Annotated in this window: 12 protein-coding genes and 1 riboswitch; of the genes, 1 reads left to right on the forward strand and 11 read right to left on the reverse strand. The window is 37.0% G+C overall.

From position 1 onward, the window contains the following. Positions 1-214: 214 nt before the first annotated feature. From IGJ24_RS09295 to IGJ24_RS09345, 11 genes are all read right to left on the reverse strand, one after another. Positions 215-586, reverse strand: coding sequence for a DoxX family protein (locus tag IGJ24_RS09295; RefSeq protein WP_002359784.1), 372 nt, complete (start codon positions 584-586; stop codon positions 215-217). Between the two features lie 204 nt (positions 587-790). Then, complete coding sequence (locus IGJ24_RS09300) at positions 791-5437, reverse strand: WxL domain-containing protein (protein ID WP_289865756.1); 4647 nt, start codon at positions 5435-5437, stop codon at positions 791-793. A 30-nt stretch (positions 5438-5467) separates the two neighbouring features. Beyond that, positions 5468-6529, reverse strand: coding sequence for a DUF916 and DUF3324 domain-containing protein (locus IGJ24_RS09305; protein WP_010818962.1), 1062 nt, complete (start codon positions 6527-6529; stop codon positions 5468-5470). A 385-nt stretch (positions 6530-6914) separates the two neighbouring features. Further along, entirely contained in the window at positions 6915-8210 is a 1296-nt protein-coding gene (gene purB / locus IGJ24_RS09310; protein WP_002356808.1) for an adenylosuccinate lyase, read from the reverse strand. A gap of 42 nt (positions 8211-8252) precedes the next feature. Next, a complete protein-coding gene (gene purK, locus IGJ24_RS09315) occupies positions 8253-9368 on the reverse strand; it encodes a 5-(carboxyamino)imidazole ribonucleotide synthase (protein WP_002394696.1) in 1116 nt (371 codons plus the stop codon). 327 nt (positions 9369-9695) lie between these two features. Beyond that, complete coding sequence (locus IGJ24_RS09320; protein WP_002382793.1) at positions 9696-11015, reverse strand: nucleobase:cation symporter-2 family protein; 1320 nt, start codon at positions 11013-11015, stop codon at positions 9696-9698. A 2-nt stretch (positions 11016-11017) separates the two neighbouring features. Next, on the reverse strand, positions 11018-11599 hold the full coding sequence (locus IGJ24_RS09325) for a xanthine phosphoribosyltransferase (RefSeq protein WP_002356804.1): 582 nt from the start codon (positions 11597-11599) through the stop codon (positions 11018-11020). A gap of 154 nt (positions 11600-11753) precedes the next feature. After that, positions 11754-11851, reverse strand: a riboswitch (purine riboswitch). Between the two features lie 147 nt (positions 11852-11998). Beyond that, a complete protein-coding gene (locus IGJ24_RS09330) occupies positions 11999-12685 on the reverse strand; it encodes a hydrolase (protein WP_002356802.1) in 687 nt (228 codons plus the stop codon). Positions 12686-12704: 19 nt separating this feature from the next. Next, on the reverse strand, positions 12705-13346 hold the full coding sequence (locus IGJ24_RS09335; RefSeq protein ID WP_289865755.1) for a glycoside hydrolase family 73 protein: 642 nt from the start codon (positions 13344-13346) through the stop codon (positions 12705-12707). Between the two features lie 99 nt (positions 13347-13445). Continuing rightward, positions 13446-13625, reverse strand: a complete 180-nt coding sequence (locus IGJ24_RS09340; RefSeq protein ID WP_002384259.1) for a hypothetical protein — start codon at positions 13623-13625, stop codon at positions 13446-13448. A gap of 59 nt (positions 13626-13684) precedes the next feature. After that, positions 13685-14209: a hypothetical protein gene (locus tag IGJ24_RS09345; protein WP_002382789.1), complete on the reverse strand. Its 525-nt coding sequence runs from the start codon at positions 14207-14209 to the stop codon at positions 13685-13687. A gap of 166 nt (positions 14210-14375) precedes the next feature. Here IGJ24_RS09345 and IGJ24_RS09350 point away from each other — a divergent pair, with 166 nt between their 5' ends. Then, the gene (locus IGJ24_RS09350) at positions 14376-15335 is read left to right on the forward strand and encodes a Gfo/Idh/MocA family protein (protein WP_002384258.1); all 960 of its coding nucleotides are present in this window, start codon (positions 14376-14378) and stop codon (positions 15333-15335) included. The last annotated feature ends 317 nt before the right edge of the window (positions 15336-15652 follow it).

Raw genomic sequence — 15652 nt, forward strand, 5'->3', positions numbered from 1 at the left:
ATTATTATCCGACTTTTGATGGATTTCTTCAAAAGTTAAGGTATTCGTAAACCTTATAAATTTATTATACTCTATTGGTCAGTAAAGGTCAATGGATAAATTGACCTTTTTTGACCTTTTTGATAAAAAAAACCTAAAACAACTAAATATCACTGTTTTAGGGCTTTTTTCGCAATAACACCTGGTTTGACCAACTCTTTATTGCTTTGATTTATTAAAAATAAAGTTTTAACGTAAGATACTTTTTATCGGCATAGCTAACCAAAATAGCCAAACTGGTTATCGCTAAAAATAATTCGTACTCATAACCACTAAAACCACTTGCCAAACCAAAAGAAAAAATAGCTCCGACTAAAACTGCTATGAATCCTACTGATACCAAAGGAATTAAAAAGCCAATAATCATAAATAATCCACCAATTAATTCAATTGCTGCTACACCATAAACAAAAAGACTTGGCAAACCAATACTAGCAAAAAACGCTAAAGTATCTTCCAATGACGTTACTTTCATCACTCCATGAATTAGCATCGTCACCCCTAGCCAAATTCTAATCACTTGAATGCCTCGCTGTTGTTTATCCATACTTCTCCTCCTTTGTTTGCATTAAATAGTTAATGTAACTATTTAAGTTACATTATAAAGGATAAATCGAAAAAAGTATAGAAAAAAACAAACGTATTTAACAATACGTTTGTTTTTTAATGTTACTGTAAAACTTATATTTTTTCTTCGGAAACATTTTTTCTTAATACAATTAACTTTCCTTTCAAGTGAAACATACTAAGATTAGACTACATCGTCCAATGACCAGGTTACTGTAGATTGATATACTTTTGATATTTCTCCTACATTTGCAGGCACAGTTAATTTTATCTCTTCAAAAGGAAAATATAGTTGCCAAGTTCCACTTCCTTGCGTTCCAGTTGCTGTTATTATTGATTGGGCTGTTGCACCCGATCGAAAAGCTTGAGAACCTAACGTCGGTCCATTGGTAAAACTATTAGTTACTGATTCCACAGCTGTATTAGCATATTGAACTTTTTGAAGTTGAGTGTTCGCAAAGTTCAAGGTAATCCCTTCTCCTTGTGGTAAAGATGTACCAGTACTATCTTTAAATTCAGATAAACTAACGTTTAATTTCCAACCTGTGCTGATTGGTCGATTATCTTCTAGACGTAACTTAAAACCAGCTTGTTGTAATTCGGGACTTCCTACATAGTTTGCTGAATTTAATCCGTAATTTTTTGCCATTGGCGAAATAGTTTGTTTGCCAAAATCAAACGTACTTGGTGTCCCCATCAATACGGGTCGTTGCCCACTCCATTTCGCATATAACGTTACAGTACCATTGTTAGTAGCAGTTAATGTCGAAATTATTTGTTTATCCGTATATACAACTGCACTTGTCCGTGTCTTCGACCACCCAAGGAACGTATTACTCTCTTTTGTAAAGGTGTTGGCTGGTAATGGTTTGCCTGTTCCATAAATAAAGCTAGCGTTAGGCATGGTACCCGTTCCCCCATTCGCATCAAACTTTACGGTATACGCATTCCCCTTCCAAACAGCATAATAGGTCTTAGCTGAGGCATAATTAACAAGAGGGTTTGTTGTAATATTTGGGGTCGCGGCGTTGGCTGTTGCAGCCCAACCTTGGAAAGTGTAACCCGTCCTTGTTGGCTTCGCAACAGTACTTAAATTAATCACTGTACCAAAAGTATATGCTTTAGCTGCTGTACCACCCGAGCCCCCATTAGCATTAAAAGTCACATTCACTGAGATAGGTTTCCAAATAGCTTTCAGTGTTATTTTTGTAGTAGTTGAAGTAGACGTAAAGCTGATCGTTGCACCAGGTTGATATTTTTTGGTTGCCGTTGCAACATCTTGCCATTCTACAAAAGTATAACCACTAAGCGTTGGTTTTGTTGTTGGAATGACAATTTTTCCTGCATCATTCACATCTAACTGAATCGTTTGCGGAGAAGGTAGACCTTTCACACCACTTCCTGGCACGATAACGTTTGGTAAATTTTGTTCATATGCTACTTGAGCAAACTCCGTACTAAAGGTAATTTTGTTACTGACTGCCGTTAAAGTTGCTCCCGCTTTGGCTTCTTTGGCAGAATATTGAAATTGGTTAATCGCTTTTTGATTTTCCGCTTCCGGCACTAAAAAGTTCATAATCGCATCTAATGTCTCACCTGGTTTGATTGTAGTGGCTCCAAAATCGACATAGATTGCTGTGATTAAAGCAGAGTTAGCGGGTTTGGTTGTTGTGAAACCTAAACTAGTTAATTTAGTGGCATTCCATGCTTGTAAATCATTGTTAGTATAACTAGGTAATTGTGAGACAGGCTTAGTTGTATAGTAAATTTTGGCTGTTCCACTATTATTGGTCAAATTTGTAAAACCGATACTTCCTGTTGAACCACGACCATCACTAGCAGAAGGTAATATGTTATATAATCGAACGCTTGTGAAATTGGTATTTCCTGAATTTTTAATCACTGTTTGCATTTGCGGTGTTCCTTTACTTTCCACCGCAAAAATATTACTACTAGCCCAAGATTGCGTTGCTGATCCACGAGCGTTTGTTACGCTATCCAGTTTTGAAGCGTCAACAACGGAGAAGCCGGTGTTACTAGTAACAGATGAATTCATTACGTAGCTATTTTCATTCGTGTTGTCTAAACCGATTTTCTTAGCCTCTGTAGCATCTAACTGAGTAGGTACACGATTAAAGAAGTCCGTTGTCTTAGGGCTGCTATAAGCGATATAAGGAATCTGATAGCTTCCGGAAGCAGTTGAACTATCCACGACAAATTCTAAAGGAATCCTGAATATACTACTCTCTCTTGCTACTTTAGATTTATAAGCCGTGCTGGATGTCTTAAAACGATAATAATTGTAAGTTGTATCATTTATAGGTAACGTTTCAACAGTCACCGAAGCTGGATAGGTAACTTGATTACTCTCATCAATAAAATCTTTTTTCGTAGTAGCTTTTAATCGTAACTGTTTGGGCACTTTAATTGTAATAATGGGATTCTCCCAATCCCCTGAAGAAGTGTTTGTATAGTAGCTATTATTTTTCCCGATTATTTCATAGTTAATCGTGTCCCCAGGCAGTTTATTTTGACTATTGGCACTGGTCAAATTGGCAGAAACATTTAGCGACACGCCTTTATTATAATACGCTTTTTTATCGCTTAATTTAAACTCTGTGGGAGTACCAGTTGCATCTTGGTACTGCATGGTGGCTCCAAAGGTAATTGGATTCGACTTCTTAGAAAGCGCGGTTCCATCTGGCCACTTTACATTAGGCCAACTTTTGATCTGATATCTGAATCCCATCCCATTACCTGGAGGTAGTGAATTGGCGGTTTTGCCATCGGTTCCCATGGGAATAATATTAATGGTGGCAATATACTCATTGGTTGCTAAAGTCGGCAAAGCGGGACTAAAGCTACTAGCCTTAGCTGGCGTACTACTCCAAACAGAACGACTCGTTCCAGTTACAGCATTTTTTATCTGAAACCAAGGTCGGTAATAGGCTGGTGCGTTCACTCCATCAGTAAAACAAAAAATATAGAAATTAGCAAAGTTTCCTTTAGCTGAACCTGCAGTTAATTCTTGTAATTTGTATGTTACCCCTTCAATTGCTTTAGCTCCAGTATTCTTAATAGTACTAGATCGATTAAATGAAGAATAGCCAAAAGCGTAAAAATATCCAGCTGTCGCTAAATTGTCTAAGTTATTAACTGTGTCAGTCGAACCTACAATAGTTGAATGGATACCATCTCCTGACAATTGAAAATCTGGTCTAGAACGCTTTATATAACTTTTCGTAGTTGTGAGAGTATTTATTTTCCCATTCATAAATTTTACCTTCATTCCAAAATTTATGGAAAAAGCACTACCTTCTGCATAAGTTTTATTCAAAGTAACCCTTGTATCAAGATAGACTAAATCAACAAGCGTTGCTGGGTTTTCTAAAACATTTGGTGAGAGAGTTACTAATTTCTGATAGTACCGAGTAAAACCTACTGGCACACTAGGATCTTGTGCATTTGTGACCCCTGTTTTTAATAATCGATTGGCTAAAGTTCCCTTTAATATAGCTCCTGTTGGAATTTCAACATACACTTGATGATCATAACTAGGATCTAAATTCGCTCTAGCTAAATAATAAAACCGATAAGAATGTGCCAAAACAATATCACCATCAAAATAATTGTTGTTACTAGGAACTGCGTAACTAGAACTGATATATGCAGCAAGAGAACCCACATCAGCTTTTACGGTTTTATTCGCCGCTGAGCTTGCGATTTGTGTACCTGTATTATCAAATACCTTCGCTTGGAGATTATTCCACACGATTTGTCCAGATGGAATTTTGGCATTATAGACGTTATTAAATTTAAAACGTAAATTAATCGTCTCTAATGTTGTCTTGGTTTGTTTCAAACGAATAATCAACTTTTTATTGGTCGCGTCATTTACATACGACGCCACAATTGAATTAGCGCTAGGCGTACTAGGTGTTACCAACGAAAAAATGGGTGCTGTATTATCAAAGTTTTTAAAAACGGGGTCGCTTTTACTTGGATAAAAGCCATAAGGAAGCTCAATCGAAGTACCAATGAGTCCCGCTTGACTGATGGAAACTGGCATAGAAATCGTTAAGTAATCTGGTGCTGTTCCTGTCGTAGAGTCGGTATACGTGCGATAAGTGGCAGGAGCAGTCAAACCGACCGTAATCCCATTCGCTTTGGCGTCAATGTTTTTAGACTTATCGTCGGGGTTGCTTTTTTTATTTTCCTTCGTTTGCTTCTGCTCACTATGCTCCTGTGGCTTTTGAGGCTCTGGTATTGGTTCTTTAGCAACCGTCACTTCTAAATTATTAGCCAATTCTTTTTGATTTTTGTCTTTGACTGACAAGCTGAAAGTTCCTGCTTTTGTTGTCGTTAACAGCAAGTAGCTCTCCCCCAACTGAGCTAAGTCTCTTAAAACCAAGCTGTGTTGTTCTTGATTATAGGAACTATGCTCCTTCAATTGTTGATTTTTTTGGGGATTATATTGAATTTCCTGAGGTAATTGTATTTCCGCCCAGGTTACATTGCTAGTTATTTTTAGATAAAAATCCGATCCGGCAGCTACTTGCCGTTCTGATTCTTGTTGTGACCAAGTAAAAGAAACAGTTTCTACTTTTTTCGTTGCTTCAGTAGCTTGTGTTTTTTCAGATGAAGAATCTGTTGTTTCTGTCGTTTTTTTTGGTGGCTCTGATAGCTTAGGTAATGACTCTTCAACAATTTGTTGCATTTCACTCGTTACTGTTGTCGACTTAGATCCCTCAGCTAAGCCATTAATTGGTAAAATCATCGTGCCTAACAATATAACTATGACACAAATAAGAGAAATCATTTTCTTATTCATAACCAACACCTTCTTTTCCTTTTTATTCCTTTATTTTGTTCTACTCTTTCTAAAATAAAAATAAACGCTAATTGTAACAAGACACAATGCGCTAAGACCTATTAACAAAAGCGGTTGCTTTTTTGCTGAAGCTGTACTAGCCGACCATTGTTTTATTTGCGTTTGTGTGAGCATAAAATCTTTTCGCCACTGCCATTCTTGATTACCAACACTTACTTGGCTGTGAACAGTATAAGTTCCCGCTGGCAGGACAACTTCATTCAAAGGTAGATCCATAGCTAATAATGAATTAGGTGCCACTGACACATCTGCTTGTACTTTTTTTAGTAACTCTTTTGGCTGATCTTTTTTGGTTAACCAGTTGGTAATTGTCGCTCCTTTCATAACTTTTGGTTGTCGATTTTGGAATGTTGCTTGAACAACAGGTAGGCCACCGCTGATCGTTGTATCAACTTTTTTTAGTTTCAATTCTGCTCCTTCATCAAATGGCTGTTTATCTTCTGTCAGCATGATTGAAATAGTATAAGCATAGGTTGATGTAAATTGATTAGTTGTTAATGATTCATCCTCTAGTTGTTTGACAAATCGTAATGCACCTAATTTAACTCCCGAAAATGGCTCTTTAGGCGTTCTAATTTCATAATTTACTATTTTTTCTTCAAAGTTTTTTACAGTAACCGTAGCTCCCTTATTTTGTAAATGAACAATTTGCGTGATGGAATTCGTTAAACTAGAATCTAATTTAGGATTCGTCTGCGTATAGTCAATCTGTCCTTCCGTTCCGTTAATCGCATCATGAATACTTAAAGCGACAGTAACTGGTTCTTTTTGCAAACTTCTGATTTTCACTTGAACAATCTGCTGACTACTTGGCTGAACACCTAAATAAAAATAAGTTTGATTCTTATCTAGCTGATTATCTGGTATCATACTTTCAACTGTGAAACCCGCTAGCGGCTTTGACTCAGGTTGTTGAGCTAAAGCAACTTCGAAATGCAAAAAGATTAAATAATAGCTAATTATAAAACAGAGATAACTAAACACTTTTATTCCATTCCCTGTCGTTTTGTTTGGAACTTGTGACAAATTCATTTCGACCACCTTTTTCTCCTTGCCTTAATAATTATCGTTAATGAATTCAGTATAGCCGAAGATACAAAAAAAATAATTTTAAATTTTTAAACCAATTAATTGAAAAATAACTTTTTCTTCCCCTGTAAAGGTTTAATAGTGCTTTTTGCCTATGAAAATGCTTAAATTTCATTATTTTATGAAAATAACTCCTTTAAAATTCAAAGTACAACTAGTAAAATAGCAAACAAACATCAAAAGGTAAGTGAATGTCACTTACCTTTTGATGTTTGTTTGCTAAAATTTAATGATTTTTTTACTATTTTCTACTGAATAATTTTCAATTATTTTTCTGAAAATAACTAAGAGAAAAGCGAGAAGAAGCACTCTTCTTCTCGCTTTCTTGTTATCCTAAACCAACACGTTCAAAAATCGTGTCAACGTTTTTTAAATGATAATGGTAATCAAAGGCATCATCTAGCTCTTCTTTTGATAAGACAGATGTAATTTTTTCATCCGCATCTAGCAACGGACGGAACGCCGTTTGATGATCCCACGCGTAAGCTGTTTTTGGTTGGACCAGATCATACGCTTCTTCACGTGTCATGCCATGGTCAATCAATTTTAACAAGACACGTTGGCTATAAATTAGTCCATAGGTCGCATCCATGTTACGCTTCATATTTTCTGGGAAGACCGTTAAGTTTTTGACAATATTACCAAAACGATTCAACATGTAATTTAGCAAAATCGTCGTATCGGGAATAATAATCCGTTCAGCAGACGAGTGAGAAATATCTCGTTCATGCCATAAACTCACATTTTCAAAGGCAGTAATGACATGACCACGAATCACACGTGCCAAACCAGTCATATTTTCAGAACCAATTGGATTCCGTTTATGCGGCATTGCCGAAGATCCTTTTTGTCCTTTTGCAAAAAATTCTTCTACTTCACGTGTTTCTGATTTTTGTAGACCACGAATTTCTGTCGCAAATTTTTCAATACTTGTCGCAATTAATGCCATGGCAGAAACATATTCTGCATGTAAATCACGTGGTAAAACTTGTGTCGAAATCTCTTGAGCACGGATCCCCAAATGTTCGCAAACATATTCTTCAACAAATGGTGAAATATTGGCAAAGGTACCTACGGCTCCACTGATTTTACCCGCTTCGACACCTTTGGCTGCATGTTCAAAACGTTCAATGTTGCGTTTCATTTCAGAATACCACAACGCTAATTTCAAACCAAATGTAGTCGGTTCTGCATGAACGCCATGCGTTCTTCCCATCATGACCGTATGTTTATACTCTTTGGCTTTGGCTCCGACAATCTCCGTAAATGTTTGTAAATCTTTCCGTAAAATATCATTCGCCTGTTTCAATAGATAACCATAGGCAGTATCCACAACATCTGTGCTGGTTAACCCATAGTGTACCCATTTTCGCTCTTCACCAAGCGTTTCTGAAACGGCACGAGTAAAAGCGACAACATCATGACGTGTTTCTGCTTCAATTTCTAAAATACGTGCAACATCAAATGATGCATTTTCTCGGATTTTTTGTACATCTTCTTTAGGAATTTCGCCAAGTTCTGCCCAAGCTTCATCCGCCAAAATTTCAACTTCTAGCCATGCCTTGTAGCGGTTCTCATCTGTCCAAATTGCGCCCATTTCGGGTCTTGTATAACGATCAATCATTGTACCTTATCCCCTCTTTACTCCTCAATTTTTGAAAAATAATTACGACCAAATCTTTGTTTCTTTAATTTCTTCCAGTGTTTCATCGATTTCTTTGGTTAATATAGTAATATGCCCCATCGCTCGTTGCGCTTTTGCTTCACTGTGGCCATAATAGTGGAAATGCCAATCTGGATGTTCATTAATAATGTCCATCGTTTCATAGGCCTCATTTCCAAGCACATTGACCGTGACTGCTTCAGACAACAGTTGAATCGTTGGCATTGGCCAATTACATAAACCACGAATATGCGTATCATATTGGCTAAAAGAACAAGCATCTATAGAAAAATTCCCAGCATCTTCTGGACGAGGTAAAATTTTATTTACATAAATCCCGCCTGTTTCTGTATAAAACATTTCAATTGAAAGGGTGCCGACTAAACCAACTGCTTTAGCAATCACCTTAGCAATTCGTTGCAACTCACCACTGACTTCTTCATCAATTCTGGCTGGCGCAATCGTTTCATGTAGCTTACGCTCTTTTTTAATTGTTTCCACAACTGGAAATGTCGCAAATTCGCCACGACCATTACCAGAAATCAGAACAGATAATTCTTTTTCGTAAGGAATCCAAGCTTCCAAGACACAGGTTCCTTCTCTCAGAAGATTCATGGATGGCGCTAAGTCTGAAGTACTATGTAGTACATAACGACCTTCCCCTCGCGTATTCTTCAAGATACACGGATAACCAATGCCATCAATTGCTTCTTGAATATCAGTCGGACTAACAATCGTTGCATAAGGTGCAATCACAATATTATTATCTTCCAAGAAACTTTTTTCCATTAAACGATCTTGCGTAATCGCTAAAATGTCTGTTCCTTGTGGTATATTCGCTAAATGTTGAATCGCTGTTAACGCATCAACATCTGCATGTTCAAATTCATACGTAATCACTTGGGCACGTTTTGCCAATTTCTCTAACGCTTCAGGATCATTATATGCTCCTAATAATTGCCAATCGGCAACTTGTGCAGCAGGACAATCAATTTGTGGATCTAGCACACCCACTCGAAACCCCATTTCTCTTGCACTAAGGGCCATCATTTTTGCTAAATGTCCGCCACCAATGATACCAATCACTTGACCAGGTAATAGTGGTTTATCCAAGTTCATCACAACTTTCCATCACAGTTTTATCCTTAAAATCCTTCTGCGGTTTCTCGTCGCAGTCTAGCCTTTAAGAGTGCTCTTTTTACATGATACAAGGAAAAAGGCTCAACTTCAAGTGCCAGCAGTGTTTCCCTTAGGTTTTCTCATCAGAATTTATTAACATACTTTAGGATAAAACAGCGGTAACTTACTACTCGTCTCTTTGTAACCAAGCTTTTTTCTCTTTTTCTCTTCAAATGGATGAAAACATTAAATTTTTCTAAACGATGATGAGGTCAAAAAAGTATGAAAGAAAAGCCACCTGACCTTATCTATCATACTTTTTTGAAACTATTCGTTACTTTCTGAGGTTTCTTTTAAACCATTGAATAAAAGATTTAAAATAATTGCGGTAATGCTGCTCATGACAATTCCATTACCAGTAAACATGCTAACAGTTTCTGGTACTTTATTAAAGAGCGTCGGCATAATATTAAAGCCTAAACCAAAGCCAATCGAGATGGCAATAATTAATAAATTTTTGTCATTTGAGTAGTCAACTTTTGACAACATGCGCATTCCTTGGACAGCCACCATTCCAAACATAACCAGCATTCCGCCGCCTAAAACTGGCTCTGGGATAATTTGGGCCATCGCACCAATTTTTGGTAATAAGCCTAAAATAATTAAGAAAAAAGCAGAAAAATAAATTGGTCGACGTGTTTTGATCCCAGATAATTGAACTAACCCGACATTTTGAGAGAAACCTGTATAAGGAAACGTATTAAAAATCCCCCCTAAAATGACGGCTAAACCTTCTGCATGATACCCACGACGTAAATCATCTTCGCCAATTTTCTTCCCTGTAATGTCTCCTAGGGCAAAATAAACACCTGTTGATTCAACCATACTAACAATTGAAATAATAATCATCAACACAATAGAAGAAAGATCAAACGTTGGTTTGCCAAAATAAAATGGCTGTGGAAAATGAAACCACGTAGCTTGACCAACAGGAGATAAATCAACTAATCCCAGAAACGCAGCTAATATTGTGCCGCCGACTAGGCCGATTAACACGGCAATTGACTTGATAAAGCCACGTCCCCAAACTTGCACAACAATGATTAAGGCAATTGTTACAAATGCGAGTAGCAAGTTTTTAGGATCACCAAAACTTTTGTCCGTTGCTAAGCCGCCACCCATTTTTTCAACAGCAACAGGAATTAAGGTCAAACCAATAACTGTAATGACTGTGCCGGTGACTAAAGGCGGAAATAGACGTTTAATTTTTGAGAAAAATCCTGCAATAAGAACGACAAAAATGCCCGAAGCAATAATTGAACCGTAAATTGCACCAACCCCTTTGTTCGTACCAATCATGATTAAAGGCGCAACTGCTTGAATGGCACAACCTAAAACGACTGGCAAGCCAATCCCAAAAAACTTATTCACCGTTAATTGTAAAAGTGTCGCAACGCCGCACATAAAAATATCGATTGAAATTAAATACGTCATTTGTTGCGAATCAAAATTCAAGCCGGTTCCGATTAATAAAGGTACGGCAACTGCTCCAGCATACATCGCTAATAAATGTTGCAATCCTAAAACGGCGGCTTTCCCATTTGGTGTTTCCGTCTGTTGTGGTGTATTCAATTGTTTTGTTTCCAAGATTATGCATCCTCCTCTAAAAACGTCACCGTTCCTTCACTTAATGAAGCAATACGTGCTAAAGAGACTACATTTAAGCCCATGTCTTCTAATAACTGACGACCATCTTGGAATGATTTTTCAATTACGATACCAATTCCTTCAACCTTTGCACCAGCCTGTTGGCATAATTCTACCAATCCTTTGGCAGCTTGTCCGTTAGCTAAAAAGTCATCAATAATCAACACTTTATCAGCATCAGATAAAAATTTTCTTGAAATGGAAATTTGACTTGTCACTTGTTTTGTAAATGAATAAACTGAAGCCGTTAAGAGCTCTTCATCCATGGTTAAACTTTTTGCCTTACGAGCGAAGATCATTGGCACACCTAATTTTTGCGCTGCGTATAAGGCAGGAGCGATTCCTGATGCTTCAATTGTAATTACTTTGGTAATGCCTGCTTCTGCGAAAACCTCAGCAAAACGATTACCCATAGCCTCCATTAATTCTGGATCCACTTGGTGCGTAATAAAACTATCTACTTTTAAAACACCTTCACCTAATACACGGCCATCATTTTTAATACGTTCGACTAATTCCTTCACAATATGAACTCCTTTACTTATTTTTCGATAGATGCTTTGTTCTCATCCTGAGGAAAGGACGGTTCGTTAAAAACGAACGAAATAAAACAAAGTGCTATTTATATTCGTGTTCTAACAAAAGAAAAAAGCCCATTTTGCCAAAGCAAAAAAGGGCTATCCGCTCTTCTTCACTTATAGACCAGCATTTACGGTGCTGGGTAGAGACGGTCAACCGTATTTTGACCTTATACAAGCTTCTATGTTTCTCTAGGATAGTACAAAAATCTCTAACTTTCAATGGTTTAACAACTTTTTTTCATTAGAATTTTCAAATAATTGGTTCATTCTTCCATTGTTCCGTAAAAGCGAACATTAAATAGCCAAAAACGCTTTGGCAGTCTATCCTGCCAAAGCGTTTTTTTATTCTTCATCGGTTGCTTTTTCTTGTTCACGATATTTTTTCATTTTTTTGCTGAATAATTCACCGTTACTAGGGGGCGTATATGTAATAGCATTCGCTCCGGCGATAATGGTTTCATGAATACTCGATTCAGTTGGTCCTCCTGTTGCAATAATCGGTAATTCTGGATACTTGCCACGGAAATAGCGTACGGTGGCTGCAGTGTCTTTTCCTGCACTGATATTAATCATATCCACGCCAGCCGCAAGTTTTTCATCAATTGGCGTATGAATAGAAGTTACTGTGCTGATAATAGGAATATCGATTGCTTCATCCACCATTTTAATTGTTTCAATTGGTGTAGGACCATTCAAAACGACACCCATTGAGCCTTGTGCTTCTGCAAATAAACTCATATAAGCAGAACGCATGCCTTGCGTTAAACCGCCGCCGACTCCTGAAAAGACAGGAATATCCGCTGCTTCAATAATGCCTTTTGTAATCGCTGGATGCGGTGTAAAAGGGTATACAGCAATCACTGCCTGTGCATCCGTATTGCGGATAATCGCAATATCTGTCGTAAAAATAATTGATTTTATTTTACGGCCAAAAATTTTAATGCCACTGGCTTGCCGAATAATCTCTGGCATTTTTACAATATCTTGTTTCAGCGGCGTCATAATTTCTGGAATCCACTTTTCGCTCATTGTCATCGTTCCTCCATGCTTAACGGTCGTATTTATTTAAATTGTATTCTTCTATTACATGAATGATCTTATCAGCGTATGTAGGATCCGTTGCGTATCCAGCATCTTGAAGCGCTTGTGCAGCCTCTTTATAATTTTTGGCTAACAAGACTTTTTCATATAAATTTGGATCCCAATCGACCCCATCAACAAATAACTTGGTATGATCTCGCATGGATTCTTCCCAATTGTCATAAACTCGAAAATCACCCTGAATCGTAATCCAGACCTCATTGACATACTCTTTTGTTTCTAAATTGACTTTTGGTTGATTGCCATATGCTTTAATCCCAAAAAGATTGTTATATTTCGATGCTAATTGACTTTGTCCAAAATTAGATTCTAAAACTGCTTGCCCCATAATAATACTTGGTAATACCCCGTAAGATTCTTGTAATTCACGTGCATACGGCGTGATTTCAGCAACAAATTCTTCTTTTGAGATGTTTTCATTTTGGCGATTGACTGACTCGCTTTGTCCCTTATCTGAATCAGAAAGGGCAGATAACGAAAAGACAAAGGCCAAACCGACGACAACTACGCCTAAGAATAACTTTGGCAAATTCAGCTGCTTTTTTCTTTTTTTCTGATAGTTGCTCACTTCATTAATTCCCCACTTCATCTTTTATTTTCCGATAAAATGTTTCACTATCTTTCACTTTCGTGATTGATTTCATTTGTTACTATAACCGAATAATTGTATCATTTTCACAGAAAATTATCAACTTTCATCACTGCTTACGCTCGTGATTTCAGTACTTGATTCAGTGGTAGCAGTTGAAGAAACTGTACTACTTTCAGAAATTTTAGTGGATGATTTCACTGTTGTTTCAGTTGATGTGTGAACAGATTCTTCAACTGGCTTTTTGCCAAAAAAGACAAAAATTACCGCACCAAACATAATAATCACAGATAAAATCCCAGCAATTGTGTATTTCAAAAGACCATCCTTCCTATTCGTTATTCACCTACGTAAGTATCCATCAGATTTTCATTGACCCAATCTAATAATTCAACTTTTGAACCTTCCAATTGTCGTTGAATCGTAGCTGGTAACCGGAATGTAATAATATCATCAAACCCCCATTCGCCATAGGCCAGCGTCACTTTCAAATCAATATAACCAGCAGCAATTTCTTGTTCCTGTTTATTGTTAGGAATCAATTCTACAACGCCCAAATCAGATTGTAACCATTTTTTGGCAATTGTTGTTTTTAACCGTTTATATTCCGAAACAGCTAGGTTGCGTTTTTCCGGAAATAAGATGGTTTGGCGGAGTATTTTTTGAGTCAGCATCCACTCATAATCCGTAAACAAATTCTTAATTTTTTGCATGACTTCATTGTCCAAACCAAATTGGCCTTCTTTCCAAGCTTGCCAATCGGCTGCTTGAATTTGATAAGCGGAGTAAAAATTTTCTTCTGTTTGATACTGTTCAATAATTGCGTCAACAATAATATCTACATAAACTTGATGCATAATCATTCGCCTCCATTTTCTATTTTACTGAAATTCTCTAAAAAAAGCATCTTTTTATCTCTGGATTTTATCATATTTACAAAATTGTCCTTGTTTTCTAATTTCTCTTGTTTACAGTATAATAAATAATGAAGAAGATTTGAAGAAATTGCATAGATTAGGAGGACTTCTTTTGACAAAAAAATTATATCAATGGGGCATCGTCGGATTAGGTGGGATTGCCCACGAATTTGCTTCAACGTTTAAACAAGAAACTAGCCAACTTGCAGCTGTTGCTTCACGGACATTGACTAAAGCAGAACAATTTGCCGCTGATTATTCAATCCCTAAAGCCTATGGTTCTTATGAAGAATTGCTAGCAGATGAAACGATCGATGTTGTCTATATAGCAGTGCCAAATAAACAACATGCTGAACACATTTTAAAAGCGCTCCAGGCTGGAAAACATGTGTTGTGTGAAAAAGCTATTACGATGAACGCGGCAGAATTAAAACAAGCCTTGGCAGTTGCAGAAAAAAATGACCTTATTTTAGCAGAGGCCATGACTATTTTTAACATGCCACTATACGACGAATTACGTCGCTTGATGGATGCTGGCAAATTTGGTCAGTTAAAAATGATTCAAGCACCATTTGGAAGTTACAAAGAACCCGATCCTAAAAATCGCTTTTTTAATCCTGACTTAGCAGGCGGCGCATTGTTAGATATTGGTACTTATGCGGTTTCGTTTGCTCGTTGGTTTCTCAGCTCACAACCTGACGTTTTAGCTTCTAGCATGGTTCCCTTCTCTACTGGCGTTGATGAACAATCGGTGACATTGCTTCGGAATAAAGAAAATGAGTTGGCTACTATTTCATTAACATTCCAAGCAAAAATGCCAAAGCAAGGAATTGTTGCTTTTGAAGATGCCTATATTACCATTACAGATTATCCACGTGCAGATGAAGCAATCGTTCACTACAATGACGGTACGGTTGAGACCATCGTTTCTGGGTACTCAGCTGAAGCCATGAATTATGAAATCTACAATATGGTTGAAGCAATCAAAGGTACACAACCCAACCGCTCCTTATTTTTCACGACAGAAGTCATTGATATTTTGGACCAGATGCAAAAATTATGGCAGGCGTAAGGGAATCAAAAAACAGAAGGTAGTTTAACCTTCTGTTTTTTGTTTTACTGCTTAATTATTTTTACTAGTTTGAGATATATCCCTAACAGTATCATAAATACTGCACTAACTCTTAACTCTGTATTATACTCATAAAGCCAAGTAGCTTGTGAAAAGACAAGAAATACTAAAAAAATAATTGGTATACAAAATAATCTATTCTCTTTTTCTGTCAAAAAAATGATTGACAGTGATAATAAAAATAACGGAATAAACATAAATTGTAAAAATATGTTCGATAAGACAACTATGTAATTCTTAAATAAGACTGGATTGAT

It is taken from the genome of Enterococcus sp. DIV0546, from assembly GCF_051712785.1.
Lineage (GTDB): Bacteria > Bacillota > Bacilli > Lactobacillales > Enterococcaceae > Enterococcus > Enterococcus faecalis.

Coding starts and splice junctions, on each gene's coding strand:
- purB (WP_002356808.1), bottom strand. CDS start 8,210: ATGATTGATCGTTATACAAGACCCGAAATGGGCGCAATTTGGACAGAT.
- IGJ24_RS09335 (WP_289865755.1), bottom strand. CDS start 13,346: ATGAAGTGGGGAATTAATGAAGTGAGCAACTATCAGAAAAAAAGAAAA.
- IGJ24_RS09295 (WP_002359784.1), bottom strand. CDS start 586: ATGGATAAACAACAGCGAGGCATTCAAGTGATTAGAATTTGGCTAGGG.
- purK (WP_002394696.1), bottom strand. CDS start 9,368: ATGAACTTGGATAAACCACTATTACCTGGTCAAGTGATTGGTATCATT.
- IGJ24_RS09340 (WP_002384259.1), bottom strand. CDS start 13,625: ATGTTTGGTGCGGTAATTTTTGTCTTTTTTGGCAAAAAGCCAGTTGAA.
- IGJ24_RS09300 (WP_289865756.1), bottom strand. CDS start 5,437: ATGAATAAGAAAATGATTTCTCTTATTTGTGTCATAGTTATATTGTTA.
- IGJ24_RS09305 (WP_010818962.1), bottom strand. CDS start 6,529: ATGAATTTGTCACAAGTTCCAAACAAAACGACAGGGAATGGAATAAAA.
- IGJ24_RS09330 (WP_002356802.1), bottom strand. CDS start 12,685: ATGAGCGAAAAGTGGATTCCAGAAATTATGACGCCGCTGAAACAAGAT.
- IGJ24_RS09345 (WP_002382789.1), bottom strand. CDS start 14,209: ATGATTATGCATCAAGTTTATGTAGATATTATTGTTGACGCAATTATT.